This is a genomic window from Telluria sp. ZB4P37, assembly GCF_059685855.1.
Window position 1 is genome coordinate 216,376 of the sequence record NZ_JCASID010000002.1, and the last position, 18,196, is coordinate 234,571.

Annotated in this window: 13 protein-coding genes; 12 read left to right on the plus strand and 1 reads right to left on the minus strand. The window is 67.3% G+C overall.

Going from position 1 to position 18,196, the window contains the following annotated elements; translation table 11 throughout:
- Positions 1–150 precede the first annotated feature (150 nt).
- The 12 genes from AC56K1_RS05345 (at position 151) to AC56K1_RS05400 (ending at position 16,410) form a co-directional block, all read left to right on the plus strand.
- The gene (locus AC56K1_RS05345; RefSeq protein WP_497156813.1) at positions 151–951 is read left to right on the plus strand and encodes an ABC transporter permease; all 801 of its coding nucleotides are present in this window, start codon (positions 151–153) and stop codon (positions 949–951) included.
- Entirely contained in the window at positions 951–2,174 is a 1,224-nt protein-coding gene (locus tag AC56K1_RS05350; protein ID WP_497156814.1) for an ABC transporter ATP-binding protein, read from the plus strand. Before AC56K1_RS05345 ends, AC56K1_RS05350 begins: the two co-directional genes overlap by 1 nt.
- Positions 2,171–3,469, plus strand: a complete 1,299-nt coding sequence (locus AC56K1_RS05355; protein WP_497156815.1) for an FkbM family methyltransferase — start codon at positions 2,171–2,173, stop codon at positions 3,467–3,469. The genes AC56K1_RS05350 and AC56K1_RS05355 overlap by 4 nt, the downstream gene beginning before the upstream one ends.
- A 37-nt stretch (positions 3,470–3,506) precedes the next feature.
- Positions 3,507–6,428, plus strand: a complete 2,922-nt coding sequence (locus AC56K1_RS05360) for a glycosyltransferase (RefSeq protein ID WP_497156816.1) — start codon at positions 3,507–3,509, stop codon at positions 6,426–6,428.
- Positions 6,421–7,854, plus strand: coding sequence for a UbiA family prenyltransferase (locus tag AC56K1_RS05365; RefSeq protein WP_497156817.1), 1,434 nt, complete (start codon positions 6,421–6,423; stop codon positions 7,852–7,854). Before AC56K1_RS05360 ends, AC56K1_RS05365 begins: the two co-directional genes overlap by 8 nt.
- 68 nt (positions 7,855–7,922) lie before the next feature.
- A complete protein-coding gene (locus AC56K1_RS05370) occupies positions 7,923–9,425 on the plus strand; it encodes a hypothetical protein (RefSeq protein ID WP_497156818.1) in 1,503 nt (500 codons plus the stop codon).
- Entirely contained in the window at positions 9,422–10,456 is a 1,035-nt protein-coding gene (locus AC56K1_RS05375) for a glycosyltransferase family 2 protein (protein ID WP_497156819.1), read from the plus strand. Before AC56K1_RS05370 ends, AC56K1_RS05375 begins: the two co-directional genes overlap by 4 nt.
- Positions 10,453–10,842 (plus strand): GtrA family protein, encoded by a 390-nt coding sequence (locus AC56K1_RS05380; RefSeq protein WP_497156820.1) that lies wholly within the window; start codon positions 10,453–10,455, stop codon positions 10,840–10,842. The genes AC56K1_RS05375 and AC56K1_RS05380 overlap by 4 nt, the downstream gene beginning before the upstream one ends.
- An 8-nt stretch (positions 10,843–10,850) precedes the next feature.
- Positions 10,851–11,702 (plus strand): GNAT family N-acetyltransferase, encoded by an 852-nt coding sequence (locus tag AC56K1_RS05385; RefSeq protein ID WP_497156821.1) that lies wholly within the window; start codon positions 10,851–10,853, stop codon positions 11,700–11,702.
- Positions 11,692–12,501, plus strand: coding sequence for a PIG-L deacetylase family protein (locus AC56K1_RS05390; RefSeq protein WP_497156822.1), 810 nt, complete (start codon positions 11,692–11,694; stop codon positions 12,499–12,501). The genes AC56K1_RS05385 and AC56K1_RS05390 overlap by 11 nt, the downstream gene beginning before the upstream one ends.
- 2 nt (positions 12,502–12,503) lie before the next feature.
- Positions 12,504–14,603 carry a DUF7024 domain-containing protein gene (locus tag AC56K1_RS05395; RefSeq protein ID WP_497156823.1) on the plus strand — a complete coding sequence of 700 codons (2,100 nt, stop codon included), beginning with the start codon at positions 12,504–12,506 and terminating at the stop codon, positions 14,601–14,603.
- 139 nt (positions 14,604–14,742) lie between these two features.
- Entirely contained in the window at positions 14,743–16,410 is a 1,668-nt protein-coding gene (locus AC56K1_RS05400; RefSeq protein ID WP_497156824.1) for a PAS domain-containing protein, read from the plus strand.
- A 45-nt stretch (positions 16,411–16,455) separates the two neighbouring features.
- Here the strand turns inward: AC56K1_RS05400 and AC56K1_RS05405 are convergent, their stop codons facing one another.
- The gene (locus AC56K1_RS05405; protein ID WP_497157171.1) at positions 16,456–18,006 is read right to left on the minus strand and encodes a DEAD/DEAH box helicase; all 1,551 of its coding nucleotides are present in this window, start codon (positions 18,004–18,006) and stop codon (positions 16,456–16,458) included.
- Positions 18,007–18,196 lie beyond the last annotated feature (190 nt).

Here is an 18,196-nt window from a genome sequence, read left to right on the forward strand (position 1 = left end):
ATTTCTTATTGACTTTAGACAAGATGTTACATCTGTAACAACGGAGCGGCTGTTGGATGAAGTATAATTTCGGGCTCATCCGGCTCAGCCATTCCACATGACCACAACCCTGACGCACCCGACCGGGGCGCCGCCAGCACGGGCCGCCTCATGATCTCGCCCCTGATGCTGCGAGGCCTGTGGGCCTACCGCGGTTTCGTGCTGGGCAGCGTCAAGCGCGAATTCCAGTCGAAATACGTGAACGCCATGCTCGGCGCCGTCTGGTCCGTGCTGAGCCCGCTCGCGATGATCCTCGTCTACACCGTGATTTTTTCCGAGGTCATGCGTGCCAAGCTTCCCGGCAACGATTCCGGCGCCGCCTATTCGATCTACCTGTGTGCCGGCATCCTGACCTGGGGCCTGTTCGCCGAGATCGTCGCGCGCGGCCAGAACATGTTTCTCGAGCAGGCCAACCTGATCAAGAAGATCAGCTTCCCGCGCATCTGCCTGCCACTGATCGTCGTGCTCAATAGCCTGGTCAATTTCGGCATCATCTTCGGGCTGTTCACCGTCTTCCTGATCGCGACCGGCAACTTCCCGGGCCTCGTATTCTTCGCCATCGTCCCGGTGCTGCTGCTGCAGATCCTGCTGGCCATCGGCCTGGGCATGGTCAGCGGCATCCTGAACGTCTTCTTCCGCGATGTCGGCCAGTTCGTGACCATCGCCATGCAGTTCTGGTTCTGGCTCACGCCCATCGTCTACCCGGCCAGCATCCTGCCGGAAGCGGTGCGGCCAGTCCTGGTCTACAACCCGATGGCCGCAGTGGTGCAAGCACATCAACAGATCCTGGTCGAAGGCCGGCTGCCCGACTGGAATTCCCTGATCCCAGCAAGCCTGATGGCGCTGCTGCTGTGCATCCTCGGCATGCGCCTGTTCCGCAAGCGCTCGGGCGAGATGGTGGACGAACTCTGATGGGCACGATCGTCGTCTCCAACCTGGGCAAGGCCTACAAGCAGTACCCGACGCGCTGGTCGCGCCTGGGCGAATGGCTGCTGCCCCTGCGCGGTCCGCGCCACAAGCTCAAATGGGTGCTGACCGACATCAGCTTCCAGGTTGCGCCCGGCGAAGCCGTGGGCCTGATCGGCATCAACGGCGCCGGCAAGAGCACCCTGCTCAAGCTCATCACCGGCACTACCCAGCCGACCACGGGTGTGGTCGCGATGCAGGGCCGCGTGGCAGCATTGTTAGAGCTGGGCATGGGCTTCCATCCCGACTTCACCGGCCGCCAGAACGTCTACATGGCCGGCCAGCTGCTGGGCATGACGGTGCCCGAGATCACGGCGCTGATGCCGCAGATCGAGGAATTCGCCGGCATCGGCGAGTACATGGACCAGCCGGTGCGCGTCTACTCGAGCGGCATGCAGATGCGGGTGGCCTTTTCGATCGCCACCGCGCGCCGCCCGGACATCCTGATCGTGGACGAGGCGCTGTCGGTGGGCGACGCCTATTTCCAGCACAAGAGTTTCGACCGCATCCGCCAGTTCCGCAAGGAAGGCACCACCCTGCTGCTGGTCTCGCACGACAAGCAGGCGATCCAGTCGGTGTGCGACCGCGCCATCCTGTTGGATGGCGGACGCCTGGCGAAAGAAGGCAAGCCGGAAGAAATCATGGACTACTACAACGCCATGATCGCCGAGCGCGAAAACGAGACGGTGCGCCTGAACGGCACCAGCGGGGGCAAGGTGCAGACCATTTCCGGCACCGGCGAAGCGACCGTCTCGGACATCGCCCTGATCGACGAGACGGGCGCGCGGGTCGAAGTGGTCGACGTCGGCGCGGCCGTGACGCTGGAAGTGCGGGTGCAGGCGAAGGCCGCGATCCCGCGCATGGTGCTCGGCTACATGATCAAGGACCGCCTCGGCCAGCCGATGTACGGCACCAATACCCACCTCAAGGGCCTGCCGCTGGAGGCCGTGGGCGCCGGCGAAGAAGTGGTCTACCGCTTCGCCTTCCCGATGAACCTCGGACCCGGCACCTATTCGGTCGCGACCGCGATCGTCAGCACCGAGACCCACCTGGTGAACAACTACGAGTGGCGCGACCTGGCCCTGGTGTTCACCGTGATGAACATGCGCCGCCCGCACTTCGAGGGTTCGGCCTGGCTCGACCCGGCCATCGATATCCAACGCACATGACATTGATTTCCTACGCCCAGAACCTCGAGGACGTGCTGCTGTGGCGCGTACTCGGCCACGTGAAAAACGGCTTCTACATCGACGTCGGCGCCAACGATCCCGAAGAGCATTCGGTGACCAAGGCCTTCTACGACGCCGGCTGGCGCGGCATCAGCATCGAGCCGCTGCCCAGCTTTCACCAGGCCTTCCTCGACCAGCGCCCGCGCGACGTCAACCTGGCGGTGGCCGCAGGCAGCTCGGATGGCGAACTGCTACTTTACGACGTGCCGGCCGTGCGCGGCTGGGCCTCGCCTGAAGAGTCGGTGGCCGAACTGCACCGTTCGGAGGGCCATGAGGTCGCCGAACTGACCGTGCCGGTGCGCACCCTGGCCTCGGTGTGCGAAGAGCACGTGCAGGGCGAGATCCACTTCCTGAAGGTCGACGTCGAAGGCTTCGAAGGCGAAGTGCTGCGCGGGATGGACTTTGCGCGCTGGCGCCCGTGGGTACTCGTCATCGAAGCGACCCTGCCGAACAGCCGCGCCACCAACCACGCCAGCTGGGAGCACCTGGTGGTCGCGCAGCGCTACCGCTTCGCCTGGTTCGATGGCCTGAACCGCTATTACGTGGCCGAGGAACACGCCGACCTGATGGCGCATTTCGGCATCCAGCCAAACGTATTCGACGACTATATTTCGCACCACCTCGACAAGGCCTGGGCCTCGTCCAAGGCCTTGACCCAGGCGCTGCGCGATACCGAGCGCCACGCCGCCGAAACCGGGCAACGCGCCGACGCCCTCGCCCGCGAAGCGGCCGAGCTGCACGACCGGCTCGATGCCGCCTGGGCGCGCGCCGAGCAGCTGGCCCAGGAAAAGATGCATGCCGACGCCAGCATCGCCGCCCTGCAGCAGTCCGTGGCGGCCGAACAGGCGAACGGCGAAAAATTGCTGGCCTGGGCCAGGAGCCTGGAAGCGACCGTCATCGCCACCCACAACAGCACCTCGTGGAAGGTCACCCGCCCGCTGCGCGCGGCCGGTTACCTCGTCCATACGGTGCGCCGGCCGGAACTGGCCAAGCGCATCGTCACGCGCCTGACCCGCAACGAGGCGCTGCGGCGCCTGGTCATCCCGGTGCTGCTGCGCTTCCCGCCGCTGGGCCGGCGCGTGCAGGCCTCGCTGGCGGCCCTCAAGCAGCTGCCGCCCGAGCCGCTGCCGGAAGGCGTCAAGCCGGTGCCGGATGCATTGCGCGGCGTGCCGGCCTCGGTGCGCGGCGTGCTGGCCGACCTGGAACGGGCACGCCGCCACCATACCAGCCGCTGACGCTGATTTACCGCTAGGGCCAAGGGCTTACTGAACTATGCGTATCGTTATCGACCTTCTTGACAACCACGGCCGCGTGGACCCCACCGCGCTGGCGCTGACGCAGGAACTGCTGCGCCAGGCCGGTGACCGCGAGGTGCATGTCGCCGTCCCCCTGCTCGATCCGGTCACCCTGGAGACCCTGCGCGCCGGCGGCCTGCTGCCGCGCGAGCGCGTGCGCGCCTTCGACCTGCCTGCCGGGGGCCGGGTGCGCGCCCTGGTGCGCCAGCATGCGCTGGCCAGCCTCAACCCGGGCGTGGTGCTGGCGCCGGTGCGCGCGGCCGGCAAGCGCGGCCTTGACGCGCAGGCCGCGCCCTATCCGGTGCTGGAAACGGAATGCCGCGGCGTGAACGTCGCGACCCTGCTCACGGCGCTGGACGCCACCGCGGCCGAAGCGCTCCCGCCGCCGCCCGGCGCGCGTCCACGACTGGCCTATGTCTCGCCGCTGCCGCCGGAAAAATCGGGCATCGCCGACTACAGCGCCGAGCTGGTGCCGGAACTGGCGCAGTACTACGACATCGAGCTGGTGGTGGAGCAGGACCCGGAACTGGTCACCGACCCACGCCTGACCGGCACGCCCCTGCGCAGCGCCGCATGGCTGCGCGAGCATGCGCATGAACTCGACCGCGTGGTCTACCACTTCGGCAATTCGCACGCCCACAAGCACATGTTCGAGCTGGTGCGCGAGGTGCCCGGCATCGTCGTGCTGCACGACTTCTACCTGTCCGGGGTGCTGGACAACCTCGAGCGCGAGGAATACCTCGACAAGGGCTTCCTGCAGGCGCTGTACGAGTCGCACGGCTATACCGGCCTGCTCGGGCAGCGCAAGCAAGGCCGCAACCCGGCGATCTGGACCTACCCGCTCAACAAGGGTGTGCTCGACAACGCCACCGGCGTCATCGTCCATTCCGACTTCTCGCGCGAGCTCGCGGTGCAGTGGTACGGGCAAGGCGCGGCCGACGGCTGGCGCACCATCCCGCTGCTGCGCGGCCGTCCGGAGGGCGGCGCAGGGCAGGAAGCGCGCAGCGTGGCGCGTGCCGCCCTCGGGCTGGAGCCCGGCGCCTTCGTGGTCGCCACCTTCGGCATGCTGGGCCGCACCAAGCTCAATGCCGAGCTGCTCGAAGCCTTCCTGGCTTCGCCGCTGGCGCAGGATCCCGATTGCCACCTGGTCTTTGTCGGCGAAAACGATCCGGGCCCGTATGGCGAAGCGCTGCGCGAACAGATCCTCGCCAGTCCCGCGCTTGGGCGCATCCGCATTACCGGCTTCGTCGATGCCGCGGTCTACGCCAGCTACCTGGCCGCCGCCGACGCCGCCGTGCAACTGCGCTCGTCCACGCGCGGCGAGACTTCGGCGGCGGTACTCGACTGCCTGCTGTATGGCCTGCCGACCATCGTCAACGCCCACGGCTCGGCCGCTTCGCTGCCTGATTCACTTCTGGTGAAACTGCCCGACGAATTCGCGGTCGGCCAGCTGGTCACGGCGTTGGCGCGCCTGCGCGACGAGCCCGCGCTGCGCGCCGGCCTGGCGACGCGCGCGCTGGCGCACATGGCCGAACACCATGCGCCGGCCCACGTCGGCGCGCTCTACCGCGACGCCATCGAAGGTTTCGCGCGCCACGGCGAGCATGCCGCCTACCAGGCCCTGGTGCGCGCGGTCGCCCCGCTCTGCCCGGCCCAGGAATTGCAGCAGCTGGCCGCCGCGATCGCCTTCAACCGTGCCCCGGCCCAGCCGCGCCAGCTGCTGGTCGACGTTTCGGCCGTGGTGCAGTCCGACCTGAAAACCGGCATCCAGCGCGTGGTGCGCAGCATCCTGCTGGCGATGATCGCCGACCCGCCGCCGGGCTTCCGGATCGAGCCGGTGTATTCGCATGGCGGCAACCGCAGCTACCATTACGCGCGCCGCTTCGGCCTCGGCATGGTGGGTGAGACCGAGCTGGCGCTGGAAGACGCGCCGGTCGACCTGCGCCCCGGCGACATCTTCTTCGGCCTCGACCTCTTCACTACCGGCACCTCGCAGAACGAGCAGCTCCTGCTGTCGATGCGCGACCGCGGGGTCGGCATTTATTTCGTGGTGTTCGACATCCTGCCGATGCTGCGCCCGGACGTCTTCCCCTTCGGGACCGAGCAGTATTTCGGTGATTTCCTGCGCACCGTGCACAAGGTATCCGACGGCGTGCTGTGCATCTCGCGCGCGGTGGCCGACGAACTGGCCGGCTGGATCGGGCGCGAAGGCTTGAAACGCCGCACGCCGCTGCAGCTGGGCCACTTCCACCTCGGCGCCGACATCAACGCCAGCGCGCCGAGTTTCGGCCTGCCGCCGGATGCCGACCAGGTGCTGGCAGCATTGGGCGAGCGCCCGAGCTTCCTGATGGTGGGCACCGTCGAGCCGCGCAAGGGACATACCCAGGCGCTGGCCGCCTTCGAGCTGCTGTGGGAACGCGGCGAGGACGTCAACCTGGTGGTGGTCGGCAAGCAGGGCTGGATGATGGAAAAGCTGTGCGAGCGCATGGCCGCGCATCCGGAAAAATCGAAACGCCTGTTCTGGCTGCCGGGGATCTCGGACGAGATGCTGCTCAAGCTCTACGCCGGCTCGGCCGCCCTGCTGGCGCCGTCCGAAGGCGAAGGCTTCGGGCTGCCGTTGATCGAAGCGGCCCAGAAGGGCATCCCGATCCTGGCGCGCAGCCTGCCGGTGTTCCGCGAAGTGGCGGGCGAACACGCCTATTATTTCGACGGACTGGCCCCGCAAGACCTGGCCGCCGCCGTCCAGGCCTGGCTGGCCTTGCTGCGCGAGGGGAAAGCGCCGCAATCGACCGGCATGCCCTGGCTGACCTGGGACGGCGCCGCGCAGCAGGTGCTGGACGCGCTGGTGCGCCGGCAGTGGTACCGCACCTTGCCCGGGACTGAAGATCGCCATGCTTGAACGGGACCTCGCAGGCAGCCTGCAGCGGCCCCTGGTCGTCGACCTGGACGGCACGCTGATCCATTCCGACCTGCTGTGGGAATCGATCGTGCTGTTCCTGAAGACGAACATCCTGCGCGCCTGGCTGCTGCCGTTCTGGCTCCTGGCGGGCAAGGCCGCGTTCAAGGAACGCCTGGCGAACGCGGTCGAACTCGACCCGGCAGCCCTGCCTTATGACCGCACGGTGCTGGCCCTGGTCAGCACCGAACGCGCGCGCGGGCGCACCGTGGTGCTGGCCACCGGCGCCCAGCGCCGCTTCGCCGAGCAGGTCGCAAGCCACCTGGGCCTGTTCGACCTGGTGCTGGCAACAAGCGACGGCATCAACCTGACCTCGCACAACAAGGCGCGCCGCCTGGCCGAGCTGTATGGAGAACAGGGCTACGACTACATCGGCAATTCGCGCGCCGACCTGCCGGTGTGGCTGGGCTGCGCCCACCCGTGGTCGGTCACCCGCAAGCCCTTCCGCCTCGAGGACGGCCGCAGCACGACGCACTCGGGCAGCGTGCGCGCCGGAGTCGTCCCCGCCCTGCTGCGCGCCCTGCGTCCGCACCAGTGGCTGAAGAACCTGCTGGTGTTCGTCCCGATGCTGGCCGGGCACGCGCTCGACCTGCCGACCTTCACCGCTTCGCTGGTGGCCTTCGTGGCCTTCTCGCTGTGCGCGTCCAGCGCCTATCTGCTCAACGATGCGCTCGACGCCCAGGACGACCGCCTGCACCCGACCAAGCACCGCCGCCCGGTTGCTTCCGGCGCCCTGCCGCTGTCGCTGGCGCTGGCAGCCAGCCCGCTGCTGGCGCTTGGCGCCATCGCACTGTGCGCGTCGTATAACGTGTTGCTGCTGGCGGCAGTGGGCGTGTATTTCGTCTCGACGGTCGCCTACTCGGCGTTTCTGAAGCGCCTCCTGATGATCGACATCGTCACGCTGGCCGTGCTGTACAGCCTGCGCCTGCTGGGCGGCGCCGCCGCAACCGGCATCCCGCCTTCGTTCTGGCTGCTGGCCTTCTCCTTCTTCATTTTTCTCAGCCTGGCGCTGCTCAAGCGCCACAGCGAATTGATCAACCTGCACAACCAGGGCAAGGACAAGAGCCGCGGGCGCGGCTACACCACCGCCGACAAGACGCCGGTCGGTGTCATGGGAATCAACAGCGCCTTCGTCTCGGTGCTGATCTTCATGCTCTACTTTAATTCGAACAAGGTGCTGGACCTCTACCGCACGCCCGAGTGGCTGGCCGGGATCCTGCCGCTGCTGGTGTTCTGGCTCGGCCGCCTGTGGGTGCTGTCCTTCCGTGGGCAGGTCAACGAAGACCCGGTGCTGTACGTCTGCAAGGACAAGACCAGCCTGGTGGTCATGGCCTGCTGCCTTGGCCTGGCCACCCTCGCTGCCTACTGAGCATGAAGATGAAAACGCGCCGCCCTTCCGCTTCACGATCACGCCAGGCTTCGCGCTGGATATTTCCCGTGCTGCTGGCGCTCGCCCTGCTGGCCCTGTTCATGGCGCGCCCGGTGTCGATCAGCGGGGACGCCCTCGAGTACACGGTCGATGCGGTCGCCATCGCCACCCACGGCACGCCGGACATCCGGAGCAGTGACATCGACCGCACCAGGGCGCTCCTGCCGGGACGCTTCGATGCTTTGTTCCACATGCTGCAGGATGAGATGCGGCGCGGCGTGCAGGACGTGTACCCGGCCTTCGCGCGCGGGCGCGAGGGTGCCGTGTATCCGGTCCACTTCTTCGGTTATCCGCTGCTGGCCGCCTTGCCCCTGAAGTTGATGGAAGCGCTCGGCCAGCCGCCCTTCAAGGCCTTCCAGGCGGTGAACCTGGCCTTCGTCTTCGTGCTGGGCCTGGCCCTGCGCCGCTTCTTCGGCTCGAACACGCGCGCGGCCCTCGGCCTGCTGCTGTTCATGCTCTGCTGCGGGGTGCTGTACTGGACCTGGACCAGCCCGGAATGCATGAGCGCCGCGGCCCTGCTGTCGGCACTGCTGCTGTTTACCAGCGGCATGCCGGTGGCCGGCGCCCTGCTGGCCGGACTCGCGGCGCAGCAGAACCCGACCATCGTGTTCTTCTTTATCTTCGCGCCCCTGATCCGCATGACGCTTGGCTGGGACCGCAACCGCGGCCTGGCCGCCAACCTGCGTGCGCAGCTTACTGCGCCTACCGTGGCGGCGCTGGCCGCCGGCGCTTTCGTTGCCGCCCTGCCCATCCTGTTCAACCTCTACCACTACGGCGTGCCGAACCTGATTGTCGCCCGTTTCTCCGATCCGGGCCTGATCGGCAGCACCCGCCTGCTCTCCTTTTTCGCCGACCTGAATCAGGGCATGCTGATCGCCATCCCGGGCGTGCTCGCGGCGCTGCTCCTGGCTCGCGGGCGCGGCCTGCGCCTGCTGGCCCTGTGCCTGCTGTTCACGCTGGCCCTGGTGCTGCCGGCGCTGGCGGTGATCAACTGGAATTCGGGCGCCGCCGGCCCGATGCGCTACGTGGCCTGGGCCTCGATGCCCCTGCTGTTCGCTTTCCTGGCCATGCTGCGCGAACTGCCGCGCTGGCGCCCCGTGGCGCTCGCCGCCGTGCTGGCGCTGCAGGCGGCGGCGATGGTGCATGCCACGCGCTACGAGTACATCGAGTTCAGCCCGCTGGCCGCCCTGGTGCTGAAGCACGCACCAGGCTGGTACCACCCCGAGCCGGAAATCTTTGCCGAGCGCATGGGCCATCACGACAACTGGGTCGAGCCGGAAAAAATCTATACTTACGACGTAGGCGGCGTGCGCATCAAGACGCTGGTACACGCATCCAACACCGGGCTTGACGCCGCCCTGTGCGGCGCCGGCGCCAGGCTGGCGCCGGGCAACGCGGTCACGGACAGCGCGCGCGGCTGGCGCTACCTGGACGGTCCGCTGCTGTGCAGCGCCGCGCCGCGCCCGTCGACCGCCATTTCGTCTGCACTACCGACTGGAAGCACGCCATGAACGCACCCAACACCACCAGCTTGACCCTCCCGGCCATCGCCCCCCTGGGCCTCACGGACGCGGTCGCGGTCGTGATCCCGAGCTACAAGGTCACCCGCCACATCCTCGGCGTGATCGAGGGCATCGGCCCCGAAGTCGCGCGCATCTACGTGGTCGACGACTGCTGCCCGGACGGTACCGGCGCCTTCGTGCGCGAGCACTGCCGCGATCCGCGCGTGGTCGTGCTCGAGCATGCCGAGAACCAGGGCGTGGGCGGCGCGGTCATGACCGGCTACCGCCAGGCGATCCTGGATGGCGCCAAGGTGATGGTGAAGATCGATGGCGACGGCCAGATGGACGGCAGCCTGCTGCCGAATTTCATCGCGCCGATCCTGGCCGGCGAAGCCGACTACACCAAGGGCAACCGCTTCTTCAACCTCGAGCGCATCGGGACGATGCCGCCGATGCGCCTGTTCGGCAATGCGGTGCTGTCGCTGATGACGAAGCTGTCCTCGGGCTACTGGGACCTGTTCGACCCGACCAACGGCTACACCGCGATCCATGCGGACGCGGCGCGCTTCCTGCCTTTCGATAAGATCAGCAAGCGCTATTTCTTCGAATCGGACATGCTGTTCCGCCTGAACATCCTGGGTGCGGTGGTGACCGACGTGCCGATGGACGCGGTCTATGGCGACGAAGTAAGCAACCTGAAGATCTCGAAGATCGTCACCGAATTCTTCTCCAAGCACGTGCGCAATTTCGGCAAGCGCCTGTTCTACAACTACTACCTGCGCAACATGTCGGTGGCCTCGATCGAACTGCCGCTGGGAATTTTCCTGACCTGTTTCGGCGCCGGCTACGGCATCTCGCACTGGATCGCCTCGGCGCGCTCGGGCATCTCGACGCCGGCCGGCACCGTCATGCTGGCCGCGCTGCCGGTGATCATGGGCGTGCAGCTGGTCCTGGCCTTCGTGGCGCACGACGTCGCCTCGGTGCCGCGCCGCCCGCTGCACAAGAAAACCCTTTATCGTAGCAACAGCAGCAGCAAATGACGTTGTCGCAGCTCGCTTCCCTGATCCTGTCGCGCCAGTTCGCCGTGTTCATCACCGGCGGCTTGATGTGCGCGCTGGCCGACGTCGGCCTGATGCAGCTGCTGCTGGCCAACGGCGTGGCCACCACGGCGGCGGCCAGTGCGGGCTTCGGCGCCGGGCTGCTGGTCAACTACGCCTTCCACAGCCGTGTTACCTTCAATACCGCCGCCAGCCCGGCGAACTTCACGCGCTACCTGTGCGTCGTCGGGGTGAATTACCTCTTGACGATCGGCTGCGTGGCGCTGGCCGAGGCCAACCTCGACAACCCGCTGCTGGGTAAGCTGCTGTCGCTGCCGCTGGTGGCGGTCAACGGCTACCTGCTCAGCAAATACTGGATCTTCAAGTGATGCAGCCGATGCGTTTTGCGCCCGTCCGGAACGACCCCGCCACCCTTGCCCAGTATGGCGCGCTGTTCGCCGCCTGCTTCCCCGGCACGGACAAGTTCACGCCCGCCTATCTCGACTGGCTGTACGTGGCCAATCCGGACGGCGCCGCGGTCGGCTTCGATGCCTGGGACGGCGAACGCCTGGCGGCGCATTACGTGTGCGTGCCGGCCAGGGCCTGGGTCGAGGGCCAGCAAGTGCTGGTGCTGCTGTCGCTGAATACGGCCACCCACCCCGACTACCAGGGTAAAGGTTTGTTCACCAAACTGGCGGCGATGACCTACGAGGCTGGTGCGCAGGCGGGCTTCGACGGCGTGTACGGCGTGGCCAATGCCAACAGCACGCCCGGCTTCGTGCGCAAGCTCGGCTTCCAGCTGGTGCGCCCGCTGGAAGCGCGCATCGGCCTGGGCCGGCTACAGCACGCGGCCAAGCCGGCCGCCGGCACGCTCTCCTTCGAGCGCAGCTGGACCCCGGCCTCGCTGGCCTGGCGCTGCGCCAACCCGCACAACCGCGTGCAGGCGGTGGCGAACGGCAGCGGCAAGCGCCTGCAATTCCACGCCGCGGCCATGGGCAAGCACTTGCCCGCCTATGCCGAGCTGGAAGCGCAAACTGCCCCGGCACCGGGCGGCGCTGCGCCGCCGCCGCTCCGCCTGTTCATCGGCCTCGCGCCCGACGCCTGCAGCCGCTACTGGAACTACGCAAGCATCCCGATGCGGCTGCGGCCTTCGCCGCTGAACCTGATCTGGCGCCCGTTCACGCCGCGCGTGCCCCTGCTGGACGCGTCGCGCATCCAGTTCACCTTCCTCGACTTCGATGCCTACTGAGACCGGCCACGGGCAGGGACAAGAAGCTGTCGCGCTGTTCCTGTTCGCCCACCAGGACGACGAGTTCGGCGTGTTCCAGCGCATCCTCGACTGCCGCGCGCGCCGGCTGCGCGTGGCTTGCGCCTACCTGACCGATGGCCGCACCGCCAGCGCCAGCGCCGAGCAGCGCAACCGCGAATCGCTGGCGGTGCTCGCGAGCCTGGGTGTGGCGCCGCAAGACGTGTCCTTCGCCGGCCTGGAGCTGGGCATCGGCGACGCGCAGCTGCCGCTGCACCTGCACGCCGCCGCGGGCTGGATCGCGCGCTGGCTGGACCGCTATCCGCAGGTCGAGGCCCTGCACGTGACGGCCTGGGAAGGCGGCCACCACGACCACGACGCGCTGCATGCGCTGGCCGTCACCCTGGCCAGTGAGCGCGGCCTGCTGGCGCGCACCTGGCAGTTCTCGCTCTACCAGGCCAAGGGCTTGAGCGGCCCGCTGTTCCGCGTGCTGGCGCCGCTGCCTGAGAACGGACTGGCAGAGGCCCTGCCGATCCCGTGGCGCGCGCGCCTGCGCCATTTGAAAGCCTGCCTGTCCTATCCGTCGCAGCGCGTCACCTGGATCGGGCTGTTCCCGTTCGTGCTGCTGCACTACTTGGTGCGCGGCGTCGAGCAGCTGCAGCCGGTGGCGCCGGCCCGCCTCGCCGAGCGCCCGCATGCCGGCGCCCTGTACTACGAAAAACGCCAGTTCTTCACCTGGGACCAGATGGCCCGGGCGATCGCCGCATGGCGCACCGCATCCCCTTCCTTCGACAATTCTTGAACATGAACACCATACTTCCCGCCGATACCGGGCGCCAGCGGCTGGTCCTGTGCGCGGCGCTCGCCGCCGTGCTGGCCTGGCTGCTTTACCGCAACCTGGGCCTGTACCCGGCCATCTTTGCCGACGAGTGGTACTACAGCAAAATGGCGCGCCTGACGCCGCTCGGCGAAGCCATCGTACCCTCCTACCTCTACCTGTGGCTGTTCCGCGGCTCGCTCGCCTGCGGCGACGGCTTCCTCGATTGCGTGCGCATCGCCAACGCTTTGTTCTTTGCCGGCGCCGGCGCCTTCTTCTATTTCGTCGCCCGCGTCTACATGCGGCCCCTGCTGGCAGTGAGCGTCGTGGTGCTGGCGCTGCTGGCGCCGACCAATATCTACACGGCCTATTTCATGCCGGAGGCGAGCTATTACTTCGGCTTCGCCGTCCTGAGCTGGGTGGCGCTCACGCCCCGGGCCTGGTCGTTGCCGCGTCGCGCGCTGCTGATGGGAGTCGTGCTCGGCCTGATGAGCCTGGTGAAAGTGCATGCGCTGTTCCTGATGCCGGCCGCCAGCCTGTTCCTGGCCGCCGGCGCCTGGCTGGACAAGCATGATCGGCGCGTGCGCACGGCGCTGCTGGCGGCGGCGATCGCCCCCGTGGTTGCACTGGGCATCAAGTTCGGCCTCGGCTACCTGATCGCCGGCGAGCCCGCGCTCAGCCTGTTCGGCAGCTTCTATGCGAACGCAGCCGCCGGCACCCGCCCGCGCTCGCCGCTGGAACTGCTGGCGCCGGCCTTCATCAACGGCCGCGGCCACCTGATGGCCCTTACCGTCCTGATGAGCCTGCCATTGGCGCTCCTGCTGCACGCCGTCGTCAGCCGCACTGCGCGCCAACAGGCCGGCAGCGCGCTCAACCGCCTGCAATTGTTCGCCTTCCTGATGCTCGGTTCGGCCGCCGGCATGACGATCGCGTATACCGCCTCGATCGCCCCGCTGGGGCCGCTCGAAGTCGTGCGCCTGCACCTGCGCTACTACACCTTCGTCTTCCCGCTGCTCCTGACCCTGGTGGCGAGCACGATGGAGCGGCCCGCCGCGAGCGCCCGTCCGCCACTGGGCTGGCTGGTGGCGCTGGGACTGGGGACGGTGCTGCTGTTCGCCCTGGTCAGGCTGCCGAATTTCTCGCTCAACCCGGTCGATGGCCCGGAGATTTCCGGCATCAATTTGCGCCTGTGGACCGGCTGGCTGGTGGTCGGGCTCGACGTGCTGGCCCTTGGCTTGTGGGCCATGGGCAGCCGCTTCGGCGCGCCGCTGTTCCTGTTCGGCGCGGTGCCGGTGATGCTGGCGCTGGGCACGCAGGAAACCAATGCCTACCTGGCGCAGCTGGTGCCGGGCTGGGGCCCTGACCACGGCGGCAAGTTCGCCCATGCCCATGTGCCAAGGCACGAACACAACCAGATCACGGTGGCCTCGACCGGCGCCCAGGAAATCATGCGCGCGCAATTCCACATCGACGCGCCGGACAGCGCCATGCTCGACCTGCCGCCGAACGCGCCGATCGCCGAATACCAGCTGCCGGTACGCAAGAAATGGCTGCTGGTCGTCGGCAACCATCCTCTGCCGCCCGGCCTTACCCCGGTGAAAAAGACGGCGGAATATGCACTGGTGCAGCTGCCGCTGGACGACAGCCGCACGATCGGCACCGCCGAGCTGTCCAAGCCTATCGGCACCGGGCTGCTGCGTGCTGCAGAAGGCTTGTCGCATGCCGAGCAATGGGGCCGATGGTCGGACAGCAAGCAGGTTGTGCTGCACTTCAACGCGCCCCTGCCAAAAAATGTGCAGGTGATCCTGACTGCCAGGGCCTTCGACGTCAATGCGACGCTGCCCTTCACCATGCGCATCGGCGAGACCAGCACGCAGTTCCAGCTCTCGCCCTCGCTGCAGGAACTGGGCCTGCGTTTCGTTACCGACGGCAAGCAGCGCAGCCTCAGCATCGAGGTCCCGCGGCCCATTTCACCTGCCGACCTGGGCAATCCGGCCGATGCGCGCAAGCTCGGCATCGGGATTGCCGACATCACCATCACCGATACCAGCCGGCGCGTCGGCACCCAGGCCCAGGCCGCTCCTTGATCCGGTGCAAACGCCTACGGCGCTGTGTGAAGTCACGAACGGAGCAGCCCGGCCCCTGCGGGTAGAGTGATTCCCTGCCGGCCACCTCCTGTGGCCGCTTCAGGCCGCGCCGTGTGGCGCGCTTCCAGGAACACGCTCGATGGCAACGGGATCAGACAAGGAGGACCGCGCCGGCAAGCCGCTCGACATTCAGGGCGGCGGCCAGAGCGCGGGGGTGCCCGCCGACGGCGAGGTCGAAGGCAATGCGGTCTCCACGCTCGGCAATCCGGGCGACAAGCACTGGCAGGCCGGGTATATCGACCGCGCCGGGCTGGGCGACCGTGGCAACGTCTTTTTTGCCGCCGTCGAAATGACCCGCATGCCAATGGTCGTTACCGACCCCAACCAGCCCGACAACCCCATTGTCTTCACCAATGGCGCCTTCCTCGATCTGACCGGTTACGAAGAGAAAGAAGTACTGGGACGCAACTGCCGCTTCCTGCAAGGCCCGGAAACCGACCGTGCCACCGTGACCGAGTTACGCAAGGCCCTGGCCGAGCAGCGCGCGGTGGCCGTCGACGTGCTCAACTACAAGGCCGACGGCGAGCCTTTCTGGAATGCCCTGTTCATTGGGCCGATCTTCGACCAGGACGGCAAGCTGCTCTATTTCTTCGCCTCGCAAATGGACATTTCCGAGCGCCGCGGCATGCAGGAAGCGAACCTGCAGGCGCAGAAAATGGAAGCCATCGGCCAGCTGTCGGCCGGCATGGCCCACGATTTCAACAACCTGCTGCAAGTCATCAACGGCAACCTGGAGCTGGCCCTGCTCAGCAGCGGCGCCAGCCCGAAAGTGGTCGAACCGATCCGGCGTGCCCAGCGCGCGACCATGCGGGCCGGCAAGCTGACCCAGCAGCTGCTGAGCTTTGCGCGCAAGCAGCGGCTCGAGCAGAAGGAGATCAACCTCAACAGCCTGATGGTCGATTTCTCCGACATGCTGGTGCGCACCCTGGGCGACAAGGTGGAGCTGCGGCTCGACCTGAAACCCGGCCTGCCGCCCTGCACGCTCGACACCACCTACCTCGAAATGGCGCTGCTCAACGTGGTGATCAATGCGCGCGACGCCATGCCCGACGGCGGCGTGGTCACCGTCGGCACCGCCCTCGCCAGCCAGCAACGCCGCAGCGTGAATAAACTTCCGCCGGGCGACTACGTGTCGATCTGGGTGAACGACGAAGGCATCGGCATGCCGCCGGACGTCATGCGGCGTGCGACCGAGCCCTTCTTCACCACCAAGGGACTGGGCACGGGGCTGGGTTTGGCGATGGTGCACGGCTTCGTGCAGCAGTCGCACGGCCGGCTCGAGATCGACAGCGAACCGGGCCGCGGCACGCGGGTGCGCATGATCTTCCCGGTGACGGCGGCGAAAGAGGACGAACCTGCCGAAACCCTGCCGGACGAGGGGCGCAAATGCCGCATCCTGGTGGTGGAAGACAATGACGACGTGCGCGAGCTGGCCGAAGCGATGCTGGCGGCGGCCGACTACGAGGTGCTGTCGGCGCCCAGCGGCGAGCAGGCGCTGGCGGTGCTGGAGACCCAGCCGGTGGACCTGCTGTTCACCGACGTGATCATGCCGGGCGGGATGAACGGGCTGCAGCTGATCGAGCAGGTGCATGTCAAGCGGCCGGAGCTGCCGGTGCTGGTGGCCACGGGGTATATGGATGAGTTACCCTCACGTGGGCAGGCGCTGGATGTGCTGGCCAAGCCGTATCATCATCAAACGCTGCTGGAACGGGTGCAGGCGGCGCTGCAGGCGAAGCGGGCGGCTTGATCAGAGAGAACCGTAGGGTTTCGACGGCTCTCATGACGGTAATGATTACGGCCGTGGGCCGCCACCGAGCAAATACGCGAGCTTCTGCTTGCCCGACTTGACGCCATTCGACACCGGCGTCACGGTCTCCTTGCGCGCCGCGCTCGACGGCTCGTACGGCTTCAGGAACCACGGATCGACCTTCTCGCGGCGCGGGGTGCTGCCGTAGCTCGGGCGCGGCGGGCGTTCGCTGCGCTCGGCGCTGCGCGGGGCGGCGCCGGATTCTTCCGGAGTGCGGCGGCTGCGGCGTTCGCCTTCGCGGGCGAAATCGCGCGCGCCATCACGGCCGCCTTCGCGCCCGGTCTCACGCGCACGGCTCGACGGCGCCACGAAGCCGGCCAGGGTGCCGCGCGTAATGGTCTGCTTGATCAGCTTTTCGATGTCCGTCAGCAGGCGCTCATCCTTGTCCGAGAACACCGACAGGGCATCGCCCGAGGCGCCGGCGCGGCCGGTGCGGCCGATGCGGTGCACATAGTCTTCGGCGTTGTACGGCAGGTCGTAGTTGATCACGCACGGCAGGTCGGTGATGTCGAGGCCGCGCGCGGCGACGTCGGTTGCCACCAGCACTTCGATCTCGCCGCCCTTGAAGGCGTCGAGCGCGGCCATGCGTTCCTGCTGGGTCTTGTCGCCGTGGATGGCCGAGGCCTTGATGCCCTTCTTCTCGAGGTGGGTCGACAGGCGCGAGGCGCCGATCTTGGTGTTCGAGAAGATGATCACCTGCTTCAGGTTGCGCTCGCGGATCAGGTGCTCGACCACGTCGCGCTTGAGTTCCTCGTCGACCTTGTAGACGATCTGGGTGACCTTGTCGGCGGTGGCATTGCTGCGCGCCACTTCGATCAGCACGGGTTTATCCAGGAAGCTGTTGGCCAGCTTCTTGATTTCCGACGAGAAGGTGGCCGAGAACATCAGGTTCTGGCGCTTCTTCGGCAGCAGGTTGATGATGCGCTGCAGGTCGGGCAGGAAGCCCATGTCGAGCATGCGGTCGGCTTCGTCCATGACCAGCATCTGCACCTGCGACAGGCTGACGTTCTTCTGTTCGATATGGTCGAGCAGGCGGCCCGGGGTGGCGATGACGATTTCAACGCCACCCTTCAGGATGGTGGTCTGGCCCTTCATGTCCATGCCGCCGAATACGACGGTGGAGCGCAGCGGCGTGTGCCGCGCATAGGCCTTGACGTTCTCGGCCACCTGCACCGCGAGTTCGCGGGTCGGGGTCAGCACCAGGGCGCGCACCGGGTGGCGCGCCGGCGACATGCTGCTGCTGGCATGCGCCATCAGGAGCTGGATGATCGGCAGCGAGAAGCCGGCGGTCTTGCCGGTACCGGTCTGGGCCGCGCCCATGACGTCGCGGCCCTGCAGCACGAGCGGGATCGCCTTGGCCTGGATCGGCGTCGGGTGGACATAGCCCTGGTCGTTCAGCGCGCGCAGGATTTCCGGCGCCAGGCCGAGGTCGGCGAAGCGCACGGTCGGCTGCTCGTCGGCGGCGACCTGCTCGACCGGCGCGTCGAGCACCGAGGTGGCGTCGGCATCGGCCGATGCATCCGGCGCGATGTCCATGACGGCGTCTGCCGGTGTGTCGGCGGTAGCCGCTGGTGCGGTCGCGGCCAGCACCAGGTCGGACGCGGTCATCGGGGAGTCGAGCGGTTCGGCGCTGGCTGGAGTGTTCTGGGTATCAGACATATTCTTGTTGGACAGTATTTCGTTAGCTCTACGGCTGCGCCTGCGGCGCAACATGGCCTGCGCGGGA